This is a genomic window from Paraburkholderia sp. FT54 (assembly GCF_031585635.1).
Lineage (GTDB): Bacteria > Pseudomonadota > Gammaproteobacteria > Burkholderiales > Burkholderiaceae > Paraburkholderia.
The window spans coordinates 3,179,467-3,196,295 of sequence record NZ_CP134195.1 but is presented as its reverse complement, the minus strand read 5'-3'; the positions used below and the strand labels follow the sequence as shown (position 1 = coordinate 3,196,295).

Sequence of the window (16,829 nt, the reverse complement as noted above, 5' to 3'; positions counted from 1 at the left end):
GCTACGACAAAACCTCGCAAAGCTATGAAGAAAGAGGGCTAATAGTTGAAAATTTTGCAACGCGTTGCCCGTTCGCAAGCGGTGCGCCGTGATTCAACGCGAGCGGTGTCGTTCGCTAGTGGGGCAGACGCACATTGAACCTGAACGTCAGCAACCTGGCGAGCAGGATGAAAGCGGTGGCGATCAGCACGCTATACACCGTGTCGAAATCGATGTAGTCCAGCAGCACGTACAGCCAGCAGCCCACGAACGCGCACGTGGCGTAAGGCCGGGAGTCGCGCAGAATCAGCGGCACTTCGTTGCACAGCACGTCCCGAATCACGCCGCCGAAAACGCCGGTCAGCACGCCCATCATCACCGAAGTGAACCAGGGCATTTGCGCGTCGTGCGCGATCGACGTACCCGCGATGCTGAACAGGCCAAGACCCACCGCATCCGCGACCAGCAGAGCCCGTTCGGAAATCAGGCGCGAGGTCATCTTCAACAGCGTCGGCGCGAACAGCGACATCACGAAGATCGCGATCAGATAACCCTGATGTTCGACCCAGTAAAACGGCCGCCGCTCCAGCAGTACGTCGCGCAACGTACCGCCGCCGAAGGCCGTGGCGATCGCCACGAGAAACGTGCCCACGGCATCGAGCCGGCGGGTTTTTGCCTCGATGAAACCGGAAATGGCGTACGCGAAAATCGCCAGCGCCTCCATGATGGTAAGCGCGAGCGTCAGCCTCGGATGGATCACCGCGGCTCCGTCAGGATCTGGCGTGAGCCGGCGATGCGCCCGGCTGCAACAGCACGACCACCGCGCCGGCGCCGCCGTCATGCGGGCGCGCCTGGCAGAACGCGATGACTTCGGACTTCTGCACGAGCCACGCGCGAACTTTGCCCTTCAACACCGGCTCCTTGCCGATCGATCCCAGCCCTTTGCCGTGAATCACGCGCAAACACCGCAAGCCGCGCTTCACCGCCTCGCGGATGAAATCCGCCAGCGCCTCGCGCGCTTCCTCGCGCCGCATGCCATGCAGGTCGATTTGCGCCTGCACGATCCAGTCGCCGCGCCACAGCTTACGCACGACTTCGTGACTCACGCCGGGGCGGCAGTAGTGCAGCGTCTCGTCGGTTTCGAGAAGTAGCTCGGGGTCGAACTCGTCTGAGATCGCTTCGTGCAGCACGGCCTCTTCGTCGAGCCTGGTTTGCACTGGCAGCGGCGGCGGGGGATTGCGGGGCAGCGTGGCGCGCGGCGGCACGGCTAGCGGCGCGACCGCGCCGATCTCGCGGCGAAACAGATCGGCGTCCGCCGACGCTTCGCGCTGCGCGGACGCGGCAGCCACCCGTTCGCGTTCGCGCCGTTGCGCGTCGCCTTTGAGCGCATCGCGCAACGCGCCGAGGCCAGCGAGACCGGCCGCCGGTTCGAGCTTCGGTTTGGCGGCGGGCGCAGCCGGTTCGGGCGCGGGCCGCGCGACGGCTCGCGCGCGCTTCGGTTCGCTCGGATGGGGCTGGTTCTTCGGCATAGGGGTGATACACACAATAAAAGTGGATCGGTCGCGCGACGTTTTTCCTTGCAACCGGAATGCAAAAAGGCCGCCGGCTTTGCAGCCGCGGCCTTCTTTGAAGCAGGTGGCCGGGCCATGCCCAGCCGCCATTTTACCGTTGCGCCAGTTTCCCCGGCGGGGGCGCAGACCGGCGCGGCCGTTTAACGCTCGGCTTCCTGGCTCATGGCATGTTCGCCGACCATTTCGTCGATGGTTTCCAGATAGCGCTGCGCGTCGAGCGCGGCCATACAGCCCGTGCCCGCGCTGGTGATCGCCTGACGATAGACGTGATCCTGCACGTCGCCCGCCGCGAACACGCCGGCTACGCTGGTAGCCGTTGCAAAACCATTCAGACCGCCCTTGGTGATGATGTAGCCGTTCTTCATCTCCAGCTGGCCTGCGAAAATGTCCGTGTTCGGCTTGTGACCGATCGCGACGAAGATGCCTTGCAGCGCGATGTCCGTGGTGTCGCCGGTTTTCGTGTTCTTGATACGCAAGCCGGTCACGCCGGACTGGTCGCCGGTGACTTCGTCGAGCGTGCTGTCCCACTTGATCTCGACCAGGCCTTCCTTTTCTTTGGCCAGCAGACGGTCGATCAGGATCGGCTCCGCGCGGAACTTGTCACGGCGATGGATCACCGTCACCTTCTTCGCGATGCCGGACAGATAGAGCGCTTCCTCGACCGCGGTATTGCCGCCGCCGATCACGGCCACATGTTGCTGCTTGTAGAAGAAGCCGTCACAGGTGGCGCAAGCCGACACGCCTTTGCCCATGAACGTTTCTTCCGACGGCAGGCCGAGGTACTGCGCCGATGCGCCGGTCGAGATGATCAGCGAGTCGCAGGTGTATTCGGCCGAGTCGCCGATCAGGCGGATCGGCTTCTCGTCCAGCTTGGCCGTGTGGATGTGGTCGAAAATGATTTCGGTGTTGAAGCGCTCGGCGTGTTCCAGGAAGCGCGTCATCAGTTCCGGTCCTTGCACGCCATTGGGGTCCGCGGGCCAGTTTTCGACGTCGGTCGTGGTCATGAGCTGACCGCCTTGGGCCAGACCCGTGACGAGCACCGGCGATAGATTGGCGCGCGCTGCGTAGACCGCTGCCGTGTAGCCGGCGGGGCCGGAACCGAGAATCAGGACCTTGGCGTGTTTCGTGGAAGTTGCGGGCATGATCGAATCCTTTTACGGCGCCCGGCTCGCCCATGCGAGGCCGCGCGACTTGAGCTGAAACTGTAGATGGGTATCAGCGCGACATTATAAAGGGCGGGGCGCCGGCCTGCTCCATGAACCTTTCCGATCACGCCGATAGCGTCGGCGGCGCGCCGCGCAACGCCGTTGTGTGGTCAAACGGCCAAGTTACCGTCATTTACAGCCTCGCGCGGGACACTGCGTTTACAATAGGCCCGATCGAAGTTCCCGGAAGCCGGGATCGGGCCCGAAGCCGCGCTGGGCGAGGCTCCGCCACGACTCAGGCCGGGATCGGGCACACACGCAACAGGATCAATGGCAAAAGCTCCCTATTCCGCGAGCGCGCAGGCATTGCCGCACCGCATGTCGCGCCTTTTCACCGAAATCCGCTGGATCCTGCAGGTGGCGCTCGGCGTATTCCTGCTCATGGCGCTCGTCAGCTACAGCCGGCGCGACCCGAGCTGGACCCATGCCGCGCAGGTCGACCATATCGCCAACTGGGCGGGCCGCGTCGGCGCGTGGACGTCCGACATTCTGCTGCTGCTGTTCGGCCTGTCCGCCTACTGGTGGATCGTGCTGCTCGGCCGCCATATCTCCGCGAACTACAAGCGCATCACCCGTCACGAGGAAGAGCAGGAAGATGCGCCGCGCGACGTGAGCTGGCTTGCCGACGCGTTCGCCTTCATGCTCGTGCTGCTCGCCTGCGACGGCATCGAGGCGCTGCGCATGTGGTCGCTGAAAGTGCAGTTGCCGCGCGCGCCGGGCGGCGTGATCGGCGAGGCGGTCGCGCGCGGCGTGTCGCATGCGCTGGGTTTCACGGGCGGTACGCTGGCGCTGCTGATCGTGCTCGGCATCGGCTTGTCGCTGTATTTCCGTTTTTCGTGGCTGTCGGTATCGGAGAAGGTCGGCGAATCGATCATTTCCGCCGTGACGTTCGCCAAGCTGCGCCGTGAAGCCGGCCGCGACCGCAAGCTCGGTGAAGCGGCCGCCGTGAAGCGCGAAGGCAAGGTCGAGAAGGGGCGCGTGCGGATCGAGGAGCACGAGCCGGTCATGATCGTGCCGCCGGTCGTCACGCCGGCCAAGTCGGAGCGCGTCGAGAAGGAGCGGCAAGTACCGCTCTTCACGGACCTGCCGGGCGATTCCACCTTGCCGCCCATCTCGCTGCTCGATGCCGCGCCGGTCGCGCAGGAAACCATTTCGGCGGATACGCTGGAATTCACCTCGCGTCTGATCGAGAAAAAGCTCAAGGACTTCGGCGTCGAGGTGAGCGTGGTCGCGGCCTATCCGGGACCGGTGGTCACGCGCTATGAGATCGAGCCGGCCACGGGCGTGAAGGGCAGCCAGATCGTCGGTCTTGCCAAGGACCTCGCGCGTTCGCTGTCGCTGGTGTCGATCCGCGTCGTCGAAACCATTCCGGGCAAGAATTTCATGGCGCTGGAGTTGCCGAACCAGCGTCGTCAGACCGTGAGTCTCTCGGAGATTCTCGGCTCGGCGGTTTATGCGGATGCCGCGTCGCCGCTGACTATGGGGCTTGGCAAGGACATCGGCGGCAAGCCGGTATGCGCCGACCTCGCGAAGATGCCGCACTTGCTGGTGGCGGGTACGACGGGTTCGGGCAAGTCGGTGGGGATCAACGCGATGATCCTGTCGCTGCTCTACAAGGCGAGCGCCGAGCAGGTCCGCATGATCCTGATCGATCCGAAGATGCTCGAAATGAGCGTGTACGAAGGCATTCCGCATCTGCTGTGTCCGGTGGTGACGGACATGCGTCAGGCCGGTCACGCGCTGAACTGGGCGGTCGCCGAAATGGAGCGCCGCTACAAGCTGATGAGCAAGCTCGGCGTGCGCAACCTCGCCGGCTACAACAACAAGATCGACGAAGCCGCCAAACGCGAAGAAAAGCTGCCGAATCCGTTCAGCCTCACGCCGGACGATCCCGAGCCACTCACGCGTCTGCCGAACATCGTCGTCGTGATCGACGAACTGGCCGACCTGATGATGGTGGTCGGCAAGAAGGTCGAAGAACTGATCGCGCGGATCGCGCAGAAGGCGCGTGCGGCCGGCATCCATCTGATTCTGGCCACGCAGCGTCCGTCGGTGGATGTGATCACGGGTCTCATCAAGGCCAACGTGCCGACGCGGATGGCCTTCCAGGTGTCGTCCAAGATCGACTCGCGCACGATTCTCGACCAGCAGGGCGCGGAATCGCTGCTCGGCATGGGCGACATGCTGTATCTGCCGCCGGGCAGCGGCTTGCCGGTACGCGTGCACGGCGCGTTCGTGTCGGACGAGGAAGTGCATCGCGTCGTCGACAAACTCAAGGAGCAGGGCGAGCCGAACTACATCGAGGGCATTCTCGAAGGCGGCGTGACAGGCGAGGGCGATGAAGGCTCCGCCGGCGCCGGGGGAACCGGCTCGGGCGACGGCGAGTCGGACCCGTTATACGACCAGGCGGTCGATGTCGTGCTGAAGAACCGCCGCGCGTCGATCTCGCTGGTGCAGCGGCATTTGCGCATCGGCTATAACCGCGCGGCCCGTCTGCTCGAGCAGATGGAGAACTCGGGCGTGGTGTCGGCAATGTCGTCGAATGGCAATCGCGAGATTCTCGCGCCGGCGCGGGAAGCGGAGTAGACCGACGGGCCTTAGCTTTGCGGCAGGGCGGGCGGCGCGCCGTCGGTTGTGACGCTGAGGCGGCTCGTTACCGGAGCGGGATTGAGGCAAGCCGTGTTTTGCGGCTCTGCACCGCCTGCCGGACCGTCTAAGGCTCATTTAAGGCTGACTGCCTAAGCTGCTGTGACAAGCAAGCACGGCCGGCAGAAGGCAGGCCTCCTGGCTTTGCGCCAGACGCTCACCGCCACGGGCACGCAAGCATCGCCCATGCGCCAGCGGTCACGACCGCTCAACGAATTCAATCAAGGGAGAAAACCACATGCAGCTATTCGCGCAGCAGCACGCTCGAGAGAATGCTCAATCCAGCCGTTTCGGCCAGTTCGCCCGCACCCTTGTGCGCAGCGTCGGCAGCCTGGCGATCGGCGCGTCGGTGCTGTTCGCGTCGCAGGCATTCGCCAGCGGCAGCGAGCAACTGAAGGCGTTCGTCGCGCAAGTGCATTCGGCGCGCGGCACCTTCGTGCAGCAGGAAGTGCGGGCGCCGAGCAAGGCGCAAGGCGCGAGCGGCACGTTGTCGACCACGGGCGCCGGCAAGACCGGCACCTCGAGCGGAACGTTCACGTTCGCGCGTCCCGGCAAGTTCATCTGGCAATACGAGAAGCCCTATGCCCAGCTGCTGCAGGCCGACGGCGACAAGCTCTACGTCTACGACAAGGATCTGAATCAGGTAACGGTGCGCAGCCTCGGCGGCGCGCTCGGCGCGAGCCCGGCGGCGATCCTGTTCGGCAGCAACGATCTCGACAAGAACTTCACGCTGCGTGATGCGGGCGTGAAGGCCGGTATCGACTGGCTCGAACTGACGCCGAAGGCGAAGGACACGCAGTTCCAGCGCGTCGGAATCGGCTTCAAGGACGGCAATCTCGAAGCGATGGAATTGCACGACGTGTTCGGCAACGTGACGTTGCTGACCTTCTCGAACATTCAGAAGAATCCGCCGCTGCCCGCCGATGCGTTCAAGTTCACGGTGCCGAAGGGCGCCGATGTGATCAACGGGTAAGCCGTTACGCAGTTGGTGTGCGATCGCTAAAAAGCCACGGCGTGCCGTGGCTTTTTATTGCGCGCGTGATTCGTCCACTATTCGTCCACTTCCAGAACCTGGACGGGATGCGCGGCCTTCATATCGTCGATAAACGCTTCGACGATATCCGTTCGATGCTGGCGCGCCCGCGTAACCATATGGAACGCGACGCGGTAACGCATCTGCGCCGGATTTAACGCGGCGAGCAGCCCTTGCTTGACGAACGGCGCCGCGAAATGCCCCGGCAGATAGCCGAGGTGATGCCCGGAGAGCACCAGCATCGCGACCGCTTCCATGTTGTCGGCGACGGCGGTGACGTTCTGCGGCGTGGTCGAGCTTTCGGCTTCGGGCAGCGGATAGCTGCGCCACGCCCATTCGTGCTGCGCCGCCTCGGCAGGCGGCACCTCGCCGGCCTGAGCGAACAGCGGATGCCCTTTCGCGCAATAGGCGAACTGATCTTCCGCGAACACCTCGGTGTATTCGAGCGACGGCACACGATGCCAGAAATAGCCGATGCCGATCTGAATCCGCCCATTGAGCAGCAGTTCCTCCAGTTCGCCCGGCGAGCGCACCAGAATCGAAAACCGCACCGACTGATCGCGCGCCCGGAAGCGGCCAATTGCGTCGCTGATGCGCGCGCTCGCCGACACGGGCGTGTGGCCTATCATGCCTATATCGAGCGTGCCGACCAGCTTGCGGCCCACGTTGCGCGCCTGCATGCCGAAGGTGTCGACGGCCGAGAGCAGGGCGCGGGCGGCGTCGATGAACTGCTCGCCGCGCGCCGTCAGGCTGAAGCCGCCGCGGCCGCGCTCGCACAGCCGGTAGCCGAGGCGCGTTTCCAGCGTGGCAAGCTGCGTGCTGATGGTCGACTGGCCGACGTTCAGGGTCGCCTGGGCCGGCGACACGCCGCCCGCGTCGACAATGGCGAGAAATACGCGGATCAGCCGCAGGTCGAGATCGGTGAGTTGGGAGAACATGCGTCAGGATACATCGCTGAGAATCAATGTGAAGTTTATTCCACCGGTATTTTAACTTCTGGGAAACTGCTCAAGAATCGAGATTCGCCCGGCAAGGTGCGGTTCTGATGCTTCTCCTCGGCCGGTCTGCACGATTTTGCTTGCTGTCCCCTTTTCATTGCCGAGACACGATGAATACCTCTTCCTTCATTTCCCCAGAAGCCGGCGAACGGCCGCAACCGCTGTCCGGCAACGCCATGCCCCGCTGCGGCGGCATCGCGACGATGATGCGGCTGCCGAACGTCGGTTCGGCCGAAGGGTTCGACGCCTGCTTCGTCGGCGTGCCGTTCGATCTCGGCACCTCGAACCGCACCGGCGCGCGCTTCGGCCCGCGCCAGATCCGCAGCGAGTCCGTGCTGCTGCGTCCGTACAACATGGCGACGCGCGCGGCGCCGTTCGATTCGTTGCGCGTGGCCGATCTCGGCGACGTCGCGATCAATCCGTACAACCTGCACGATTCGATCAAGCGCATCGAAACCGCCTACGACGAAATTCTCCAGCACGATTGCAAGCCGATCACGCTGGGCGGCGATCACACCATCGCGCTGCCGATCCTGCGCGCGATTCATCGCAAGCATGGCAAGGTCGGCCTGATTCACGTCGACGCGCACGCCGACGTCAACGACACCATGATGGGCGAGAAGATCGCGCACGGCACGCCGTTCCGCCGCGCGGTGGAAGAGGGCTTGCTGGATTGCGACCGTGTCGTGCAGATCGGTTTGCGCGGCACGGGCTACGCGGCGGAAGACTTCGACTGGTGCCGCGATCAGGGCTTCGAAGTGGTTCAGGCGGAAGCCTGCTGGAACCAGTCGCTCGTGCCGCTGATGGCGCGCATCCGCGAGCGCATGGGCGACGGTCCGGTGTACATCACGTTCGACATCGACGGGATCGACCCGGCTTTTGCGCCGGGTACGGGCACGCCGGAAATCGCGGGCTTGACGGTGCCGCAGGCATTGGAAATCATTCGCGGCTCGCGCGGGCTGAATATCGTCGGCTGCGATCTGGTCGAGGTCGCGCCGCCGTACGATCCGTTCGGTACGACCGCGCTGCTCGGCGCGAATCTCGCGTTCGAATTGTTGTGCGTGCTTCCGGGCGTCGAGTATCGGGCGTCCACGCGCTGAAGCGACTCGCATGAAAGAAAAGGCCTGCATTTGCAGGCCTTTTCGCGTTTCTGCGTCCCGCGTGACGCTCGCTCAACGCTCAGGCAAACGCCGTCTTGCGCGTCGACACGAACATCAGATAGCACACCGCGCCGATCACCAGTGCGGGCAAAGTCGCGCCGAGATTCGGCAGCCATTGATTGATCGCCTGATACGCGACGATGCCGATCGCCCACGCAAGGAACGCGCTCAGATGCCAGCCGCCCGAGAAGCCATAACGGCCGCGCACGTCGGCGAGCGCGGCGGCTTCGATACGGCGCTTGCGCACGATGAAGTGATCCACCAGCACCACACCGAACAGCGGCGCGAACACCGAACCGATCAGCAGCAGGAAGTTCTGGTATTTCGCCATCGGCACGGCCACGGCGATCAGTGTGCACAGCGCGCCGAACGCCGCCGACAACAAAGGCACGCTGCCGCGTGCCCAGACCGTGCCGGTCGACACCGCGGCCGAGTGGATATCGGCGAAGGCGTTGTCCACTTCGTCGATCAGGATCAGTAGCAGCGCGAGGCCACCGCCGGCTTGCGCCAGCGCGCCCGTGAGCAGCGCGTCGCCGCCGCCTGCCGCGAGGCCGTAGACCGCGCCGAGCGCGTAGAACCAGATGTTAGCGATGCCGTAGCCGAGCAGCGTGCCGCGGAACGTTTCGCCGGGGCGCCGGCCGAAGCGCGTGTAGTCGGCGATCAGCGGCAGCCACGACAGCGGCATGGCCACCACCAGATCGATGGCGCCGCCGAACGACATCTCGCCCGTGCCCGGGCGCCGCATCAGCGCGGCCAGATCGTGCTTGGCGAGCAGATTCCACGTGAGCCACGCCGCACCCGCGAGCAGCAGCCAGATGCCCCACGTGCGCAGAAAGCGCCGCACGAACGAGAGCGGGCCGCTGATCGCCAGCAGCGTCGCGAGCAAGCCGAAGATCACCGTCCAGATGAGCGGCATGGAGAGGCCGAAGGCCTGTTTGGCGAGCGCGTCGGCGGAATCGCGCATCACGATCACCTCGAACGAGCCCCAGCCGACCAGTTGCACCGCGTTCAGCACGGCGGGCACGGACGCGCCGCGCACGCCGAGCGTCGGCCGCAGCGAGGACATCGCCGCGAGCCCCGTATCCGTGCCGATGACGCCGGCCAGCGCCAGCAGCACCACGCCGATCACGCTGCCGATCACGATAGCCAGCAACGCATGCGGCAGCGACAGTCCCGGCACCAGCAGCGCGCCCGCCTGCGCGACCAGCAGGCCGATGCCGAGCGAGAACCAGAGCGCGAAGGCGTCGCCGGTGCGGAACGCGCGGCGCGCGTCGGGCACCGGCGTGAGCGGTGCGTAGGTGGAACCGGCGTCGCCGGCGAGTGGATCTTGTGCCATCTGGTCTTGTCCCTGTTGGTGTTGCTTGCCAACTTACCTGTGAAGTTGCGTCGGCGGTTGTGTCTGCTGTTATGTTCTGGCTTGCGTACCCAGTCGCGTCTTCAGTGCCGGATTTTCGCTCAGGCCAAGCCGCCCGAGTCGTCCCCGCGCGCCAGGCGGCCTTCGTCCGGGCGCCGTCGCTGTCATAATGCAGGACGTTGCCCGCACTTTCGCGTGCTGGCATGGCTCACCGGCAGTACGCCGCCTTCACACGGACCGCGTCCGGAAAAGCCGAGATTATCCCCAAAACGTCATGTTTGAAGAAACCCGTGCCAATGTTCCGCTCGCCGAACGCCTGCGGCCCCGCAATATCGACGAAGTGATCGGCCAGAAGCACCTGCTCGGCCCGAACAAGCCGCTGCGGGTCGCCTTCGAATCCGGCGAAGCCCATTCGATGATCCTGTGGGGCCCGCCCGGCGTCGGCAAAACCACGCTCGCCCGGCTCATGGCCGATGCGTTTCATGCCGAGTTCATCGCGCTCTCCGCGGTGCTCTCGGGCGTGAAGGATATCCGCGAGGCGGTCGAGACCGCGCAGATTCATCGCGCGAACGGGCATCAGACGCTGGTGTTCGTCGACGAAGTGCATCGCTTCAACAAGAGCCAGCAAGACGCGTTCTTGCCGCACGTCGAGTCGGGGCTGTTCGTGTTCGTCGGTGCGACGACCGAGAATCCGTCGTTCGAGGTGAATAGCGCCTTGCTCTCGCGTGCCGCCGTCTACGTGCTGAAAAGCCTGACCGACGAAGAGCTGCGCGAGTTGCTCGAACGGGCGCAGCAGGAACTCGGCGGCCTCACGTTCACCGACGAAGCCCGCGACGCGCTGATCGGTTCCGCTGACGGCGACGGCCGCAAGCTGCTGAACAACCTCGAAATCGTCGCGCGGGCGGCTTCGCAGCAAAAAACCACCGAGATCGACGGCGCGTTGCTCGGCAGCGCTTTGGCGGAAAATCTGCGCCGCTTCGACAAAGGCGGCGACGCATTCTACGACCAGATCAGCGCGCTACATAAATCGGTGCGCGGCAGCAGCCCGGACGGCGCGCTGTACTGGTTCTGCCGGATGCTCGACGGCGGCGCGGACCCGCGTTACCTGGCGCGCCGCATCGTGCGAATGGCGTGGGAAGACATCGGCCTCGCCGATCCGCGCGCCGCACGCATCGCACTCGACGCCGCCGAAACCTACGAGCGCCTCGGCACGCCCGAGGGCGAGCTGGCGCTGGCGCAGGCGATCATCTATCTGGCGGTCGCGCCGAAGTCGAACGCCGGGTACAACGCGTATAACGCGGCGCGCAGCTTCGTGAGCAAGGACCAGTCGCGCGGCGTGCCGGTGCATCTGCGCAACGCGCCGACCAGGCTGATGAAGGAACTCGGCTACGGTCACGAGTATCGCTACGCGCACGACGAACCCGATGCCTACGCAGCCGGCGAGACCTATTTGCCGGAGAACATGCGCGATCCGCATTGGTACGAGCCGACGCCGCGCGGTCTCGAAGGCAAGATCGGCGACAAGATGGCGCGCCTGGCCGAGCTCGACGCGCAGTGGCGCAGCGAGAACAAGCCGAAAAAGGGCTGAGGATTTGCGGCGGCATTCGCACGTGTTCACCATCTAACGCACCGGCCGCCTGCGCCGGTGCGCTAAAATCCCACCTTCATACAACGAACACCCGCCCCATTCCATGCTCGACATTCAGCTGCTGCGCAAAGACCTCGACGGCGTCGCCAAACGCCTCGCCGACCGCGGCTATACCCTCGACGTGGCGGCGTTCGCCGCGCTCGAAGCGGAACGCCGCGATACCCAGACCCGTACCGAAGAGATGCAGGCGCGCCGCAACAGCCTGTCGAAGCAGATCGGCGCGCTGAAAGGCAAGGGCGAAGACACCTCGGCGGTGATGGCCGAAGTGGGCGGGATCGGCGACGAGATGAAGGCGTCGGGGGCGAAGCTCGAGGAGATCCAGAAGCGTCTGTCGGACCTGCTGCTCGGCGTGCCGAACCTGCCGCACGAAAGCGTGCCGATGGGCGAGGACGAAACCGGCAACGTCGAAGTGCGCCGCTGGGGCACGCCGCGTCAGTTCGATTTCGAGGTGAAGGATCACGTCGATGTCGGCGCGCCGCTCGGCCTCGACTTCGAGACCGGCGCGAAGCTCTCGGGCGCGCGCTTTACCATGCTGCGCGGCCAGATTGCGCGGCTGCATCGCGCGCTCGCGCAGTTCATGATCGACACGCACACGCAGCATCACGGCTATACGGAGATCTACACGCCGTACATCGTGAATCCGGAAATTCTGTACGGCACCGGCCAACTGCCCAAATTCGCCGACGACATGTTCCGCGTCGAGAAGGGCGGTGACGAAAACACGGTCACGCAGTATCTGATTTCCACGTCGGAAATTTCGCTGACGAACACGGTGCGCGACAGCATCCTCGAAGCAGACGCGCTGCCTGTCAAACTGACCGCGCATTCACCGTGCTTCCGCTCGGAAGCGGGTTCGTATGGCCGGGACACGCGCGGTCTGATCCGTCAGCATCAGTTCGACAAGGTCGAGATGGTGCAGATCGTCGCGCCGGAAGCGTCGTACGACGCGCTGGAAGAGATGGTCGGCCACGCTGAGACGATTCTGCAGAAGCTGGAGTTGCCGTATCGCGTGATCACGTTGTGCACGGGCGATATGGGCTTCTCGGCGGCCAAGACATACGACCTGGAGGTGTGGGTGCCGGCGCAGAACACGTATCGTGAGATTTCGAGCTGCTCGAACACGGAGTCGTTCCAGGCTCGCCGCATGCAGGCGCGCTATCGCAATGCGCAGGGTAAGCCGGAACTGGTGCACACGCTGAACGGTTCGGGTCTGGCCGTGGGCCGTACGCTCGTGGCGGTGCTCGAAAATTTCCAGAACGCCGATGGTTCGGTTACCGTGCCGGCGGCATTGCGTCCGTATCTGGGCGGCATTGAACGACTGCAAGTGGCGGCTGGATGAGCGGCTCCATGAGCGACGGGATCGCAATTGCGTCGATACTGTGCTGATGTTGCATCAAGACATGTACGGCGTGCCAAGCGCTTCTGAATTTTTTTGGGTCAAGGGGCTTGGCAAACCGAAATAGGCTGTTTTATAATCTTTTTCTCCCAAGCGATCGACCTGCTTGGTACTGATGAGGCAGTAATCACTGTGATTCAGTAGACCCGGAAAGGTGGCAGAGTGGTCGAATGTACCTGACTCGAAATCAGGCGTACGGTTTTCCCGTACCGTGGGTTCGAATCCCACCCTTTCCGCCAAATTTAAAAGCCCCGCAGAGCGAACGTTCTGCGGGGCTTTTGCTTTGACGCAACGCGACTTCGGAATGGTCGTCGAACAAGGCAGTCACCTGCCAGCGTCAGCGCAATTCCCGCTTGCTGCATCCAAAGAGATCCGCGCTGCGTAAATCCCCTCAAGGACCGCAAGCCTCGTCACACCTCTTGAATTCAACGCGTGTCCCCAGCTCAAGGAGACGCGCCCATGCCCCATTCCGCACCGACCTCACGAGTGCCGCGCGGCTCGCGGGTCGCGGTCATCGGCGCCGGCATTTCGGGTTTGGCCAGCGCGTATCTGCTCGCGCGCAACCATCAGGTCACGCTGTTCGAATCGGCCGGCTACCTTGGCGGCCACACCAACACCGTGGACGTCACGCTCGATGGCCACACGCATCCCGTCGACACCGGCTTCCTGGTGTTCAACGACCGCACCTATCCGAACCTGATCGCGCTATTCGCCGAACTGGGCGTGCAATCGCATCCGAGCGACATGACCTTCTCGGTCTCGCTCGACGAAGGCCGTCTCGAATGGGCCGGCACCAGTCTGAACACGGTGTTCGCGCAACGCCGCAACCTCTTTTCGCCGACCTTCATTGGCATGCTGCGCGACATCGTGCGCTTTAACGGCAGCGCGCAACGTAACCTCGAACTGGCGATTGAAACGCGCGCCTCGATGGGCGAGCTGCTGACGGAGGGCGGCTACGGCGGCGCGTTCCAGCGTCAATACTTGCTGCCGATGGCCGCCGCGATCTGGTCGAGCGCCACCGCCGACATCCTCGCGTTCCCGGCCACGACCTTCTTGCGCTTCTGCCTGAACCACGCCCTGCTGCAGATGAATCGCCGGCCGCAGTGGAAGACCGTGGTCGGCGGCGGACGCGAATATGTGAAGCGTATAACCAGCGCGCTCGACGACGTCCGCATCGGCACGGCAGTCCGCGGCGTGCGGCGCGACGCCGACGGCGTCGATCTGTTCACCGACAACGGTACCGAGCGCTTCGACGCGCTGGTGCTCGCCACGCACGCGCCGACCACGCTGCGCCTTCTGGAAGACGCCGACCAGGACGAGCGCGGCGTGCTCGCCGCGGTGCGCTATCAACCGAACGTCGCGGTGCTGCATACGGATACGAATCTGCTGCCGCGTCGTCAGCGCGTGTGGTCGGCGTGGAATTATCTGGGCAGCCGCAGTGTCGACGGCATGCATCCGGTGTGCGTCAGTTATCTGGTCAATCAGTTGCAACCGCTGCCGTTCAGCACGCCGCTCGTCGTCACGCTCAACCCGGTGACCCAGCCGGCCCCAGGCACCGAACTGCGCCGCTTCGTCTACGACCATCCGCTGTTCGACCTGGCCGCTATCGAGGCGCAGCATCGTCTGCCTTCGCTGCAAGGCAAGCGCCGCACGTGGTTCGCGGGCGCGTGGACGGGCTATGGTTTTCACGAGGATGGTCTGAAATCGGCGCTGCGCGTGGCCGCCGATTTCGACGCATCGCCGGCATGGGCCAAGCTATGAAACCGCCGAGCGACCATGCCGGCGCTGATCCAGCAGCCTGGCTTCTGACTGGCAAGGTGATGCACGAGCGTCTGCGGCCAAAGCATCATCGCTTCACGTATCCGGTGTTTTACGTGCGCTGCGATCTGGATCGACTGGCCTCGCTCGATAGTGGCTGGTTCGGCATCGACCGATGGCGGCCGCTCAGCCTGTATCGGCGCGACCACGGTCCGCGCGACGGCAGCGACCTTGCCGCATGGATGCGCGAGCAACTATCGGCCGCTGGCATGGAAGAAGCGAACGGCCGGATCTGGCTGCAAGCTTTCCCGCGCGTGTTCGGCTACGCCTTCAACCCGGTCAGTTTCTGGTTCTGTCACGACCGCGACGGCCAACTGCGCGCATTGTTTGCGGAAGTGCGCAACACATTCGGCGAGCGCCACAACTATCTGCTGAGCGCAAGCGGCAACGCGCCGATCACCGCGGATACGCGGCTCACGTGCCGCAAAGTGCTGCACGTGTCGCCGTTTTGCCGCGTTGAAGGCGGCTACACCTTCCGCGTCAGGCAAGCGTGCAACAGCGCATCGGTCTCGATCGATTATCACGACGCCGACGGTCTGTTGATCCGTACCGCACTGGGCGGCCGCCTGACGCCGCTAACACGTGCGAGCGCGCTCGCCGCGCTGCTGCGTCAGCCGCTGCTGACGGTCGGCGTCGTCGCGAGAATTCACTGGCAGGCCTTGCGCCTCGCTCTCAAGAAAGCGCCGTTCCACGGCAAGCACTGCGCGCCGCGCCGCACCGCCGACGCGCCCACCGACCACGCCGCAGCCGGGCAATCGTCCGCCGCCACGCGTCCCATTTCGTCCGATTGAGGAGAGTCAGCCATGGCGCTTTCAAGAACCCTGAGCGGGCTCCAGACGGCCTGCGCGTCGGGTCGTCTCTTTTTGTCCTTGCTCGAACGGATCCAGGTGGGGCATTTGATCCTGACCACGCCCGACGGTCAACAGCGCGTGTTCGGCGATCCTCACGCTGCGCCCGGCGCGCGCCTGGAGTTGCGTGACTGGCGCGCGTGCGGCGCGATTCTGCGCAAAGGCGATATCGGTTTCGCGGACGCGTGGCGCGCCTTCTGGGTCGATACGCCCGATCTGGCCGCGCTGCTGCGCGTCGCGATCCGCAACGAGCGCGCGCTGCAACGCACGGTGTATGGCGGCTGGCTTGCGCAAATCTGGTACGGGCTGCGTCATAAGCTGAGGCCCAATACGCGTTCGGGCAGCCGGCGCAACATTCACGCGCATTACGACATCGGCAACGCGTTTTACGCGCAGTGGCTCGACGCGACCTTCACCTATTCGAGCGCGGTATTCGGCGGCAATGTCCATCAATCACTCGAAGACGCGCAGCGTGCGAAGTATCAACGCATCATCGATACGCTCGGTTTGCGCGAGGGCATGCATGTTCTCGAAATCGGCTGCGGGTGGGGCGGTTTTGCGCTGCACGCCGCGCGTCGGGGCATCCACGTGCATGGCGTGACGATCTCGCCGGCACAACTCGAATTCGCCCAGCAGCGCGTGAACGAAGCAGGCCTGAGCGATCGCGTGCAACTCGAATTGCGCGACTACCGCAGCCTGACCGGTCAGTACGACAGTATCGTATCGATTGAAATGTTCGAGGCCGTCGGCGAAAAATTCTGGCCGACGTACTTTCGCATTCTGCGCGAACGGCTGCGGCCGGGTGCTCGCGCGCTGGTGCAAACCATCACGATCGACGACTCGCGTTTTGCCGCGTATCGCGCGACGAGCGACTTCATCCGCGAGTTCATTTTCCCCGGCGGCATGCTGCCGAGTCCGCGGCGTTTCGCGGAAGCGGCGCGGCGCGGCAAGCTCACGACGCACACGTCACTGGCATTCGGTCGCGATTACGCGGAAACTTTGCGCCGCTGGCGCAGCGCGTTCGAAGCGCAACTCGACACGATCCGCACACAAGGCTTCGACGAGATTTTCGTGCGGACGTGGCGGCTTTATCTGGCGTATTGCGAAGCGGGCTTCGACGAAGGACGCACGGACGTGATGCAGTTCGTGCTCTCGCAGGCCGACTGACGTGCG

General features: G+C 64.4%; 13 protein-coding genes and 1 tRNA gene. 9 read left to right on the top strand and 5 right to left on the bottom strand.

Annotated elements, in window-relative coordinates; translation table 11 throughout:
• Positions 1 to 115: 115 nt before the first annotated feature.
• The 3 genes from RI103_RS14865 to trxB all read right to left on the bottom strand — a co-directional run bounded on the left by RI103_RS14865 (position 116) and on the right by trxB (position 2,692).
• On the bottom strand, positions 116 to 736 hold the full coding sequence (locus RI103_RS14865) for a trimeric intracellular cation channel family protein (RefSeq protein ID WP_310815244.1): 621 nt from the start codon (positions 734 to 736) through the stop codon (positions 116 to 118).
• Positions 737 to 749: 13 nt separating this feature from the next.
• Positions 750 to 1,508 carry a Smr/MutS family protein gene (locus tag RI103_RS14860; protein ID WP_310812708.1) on the bottom strand — a complete coding sequence of 253 codons (759 nt, stop codon included), beginning with the start codon at positions 1,506 to 1,508 and terminating at the stop codon, positions 750 to 752.
• A 182-nt stretch (positions 1,509 to 1,690) separates the two neighbouring features.
• Positions 1,691 to 2,692, bottom strand: coding sequence for a thioredoxin-disulfide reductase (gene trxB, locus RI103_RS14855; RefSeq protein WP_310812707.1), 1,002 nt, complete (start codon positions 2,690 to 2,692; stop codon positions 1,691 to 1,693).
• A gap of 333 nt (positions 2,693 to 3,025) precedes the next feature.
• Between trxB and RI103_RS14850 the strand changes: the two genes are divergently transcribed.
• Together RI103_RS14850 and lolA are read left to right on the top strand one after the other, a co-directional pair.
• A complete protein-coding gene (locus RI103_RS14850; protein ID WP_310812706.1) occupies positions 3,026 to 5,341 on the top strand; it encodes a DNA translocase FtsK 4TM domain-containing protein in 2,316 nt (771 codons plus the stop codon).
• A gap of 298 nt (positions 5,342 to 5,639) precedes the next feature.
• Positions 5,640 to 6,374 (top strand): outer membrane lipoprotein chaperone LolA, encoded by a 735-nt coding sequence (lolA, locus tag RI103_RS14845; RefSeq protein WP_310812705.1) that lies wholly within the window; start codon positions 5,640 to 5,642, stop codon positions 6,372 to 6,374.
• A gap of 77 nt (positions 6,375 to 6,451) precedes the next feature.
• Here lolA and RI103_RS14840 read toward each other — a convergent pair whose 3' ends face one another.
• Positions 6,452 to 7,372, bottom strand: coding sequence for a LysR family transcriptional regulator (locus RI103_RS14840; RefSeq protein ID WP_106279954.1), 921 nt, complete (start codon positions 7,370 to 7,372; stop codon positions 6,452 to 6,454).
• 170 nt (positions 7,373 to 7,542) lie between these two features.
• Between RI103_RS14840 and speB the strand changes: the two genes are divergently transcribed.
• Positions 7,543 to 8,532, top strand: a complete 990-nt coding sequence (speB, locus tag RI103_RS14835; RefSeq protein ID WP_012432090.1) for an agmatinase — start codon at positions 7,543 to 7,545, stop codon at positions 8,530 to 8,532.
• Positions 8,533 to 8,611: 79 nt separating this feature from the next.
• On the opposite strand, the gene cytX is transcribed toward speB, so the two are convergent.
• Positions 8,612 to 9,928 (bottom strand): putative hydroxymethylpyrimidine transporter CytX, encoded by a 1,317-nt coding sequence (gene cytX / locus RI103_RS14830; RefSeq protein ID WP_310812704.1) that lies wholly within the window; start codon positions 9,926 to 9,928, stop codon positions 8,612 to 8,614.
• A gap of 292 nt (positions 9,929 to 10,220) precedes the next feature.
• On the opposite strand from cytX, the gene RI103_RS14825 reads away from it, so the two are divergent.
• The 6 genes from RI103_RS14825 (at position 10,221) to RI103_RS14800 (ending at position 16,823) form a co-directional block, all read left to right on the top strand.
• Positions 10,221 to 11,534: a replication-associated recombination protein A gene (locus tag RI103_RS14825; RefSeq protein ID WP_310812703.1), complete on the top strand. Its 1,314-nt coding sequence runs from the start codon at positions 10,221 to 10,223 to the stop codon at positions 11,532 to 11,534.
• A gap of 103 nt (positions 11,535 to 11,637) precedes the next feature.
• Positions 11,638 to 12,933 carry a serine--tRNA ligase gene (serS, locus tag RI103_RS14820; protein ID WP_310812702.1) on the top strand — a complete coding sequence of 432 codons (1,296 nt, stop codon included), beginning with the start codon at positions 11,638 to 11,640 and terminating at the stop codon, positions 12,931 to 12,933.
• Positions 12,934 to 13,138: 205 nt separating this feature from the next.
• Positions 13,139 to 13,229: transfer RNA gene (locus RI103_RS14815), tRNA-Ser, on the top strand.
• 220 nt (positions 13,230 to 13,449) lie between these two features.
• Positions 13,450 to 14,751, top strand: a complete 1,302-nt coding sequence (locus tag RI103_RS14810; protein WP_310812701.1) for an FAD-dependent oxidoreductase — start codon at positions 13,450 to 13,452, stop codon at positions 14,749 to 14,751.
• Entirely contained in the window at positions 14,748 to 15,599 is an 852-nt protein-coding gene (locus tag RI103_RS14805; RefSeq protein WP_310812700.1) for a DUF1365 domain-containing protein, read from the top strand. The genes RI103_RS14810 and RI103_RS14805 overlap by 4 nt, the downstream gene beginning before the upstream one ends.
• 12 nt (positions 15,600 to 15,611) lie before the next feature.
• The gene (locus RI103_RS14800) at positions 15,612 to 16,823 is read left to right on the top strand and encodes a cyclopropane-fatty-acyl-phospholipid synthase family protein (RefSeq protein ID WP_310812699.1); all 1,212 of its coding nucleotides are present in this window, start codon (positions 15,612 to 15,614) and stop codon (positions 16,821 to 16,823) included.
• The last annotated feature ends 6 nt before the right edge of the window (positions 16,824 to 16,829 follow it).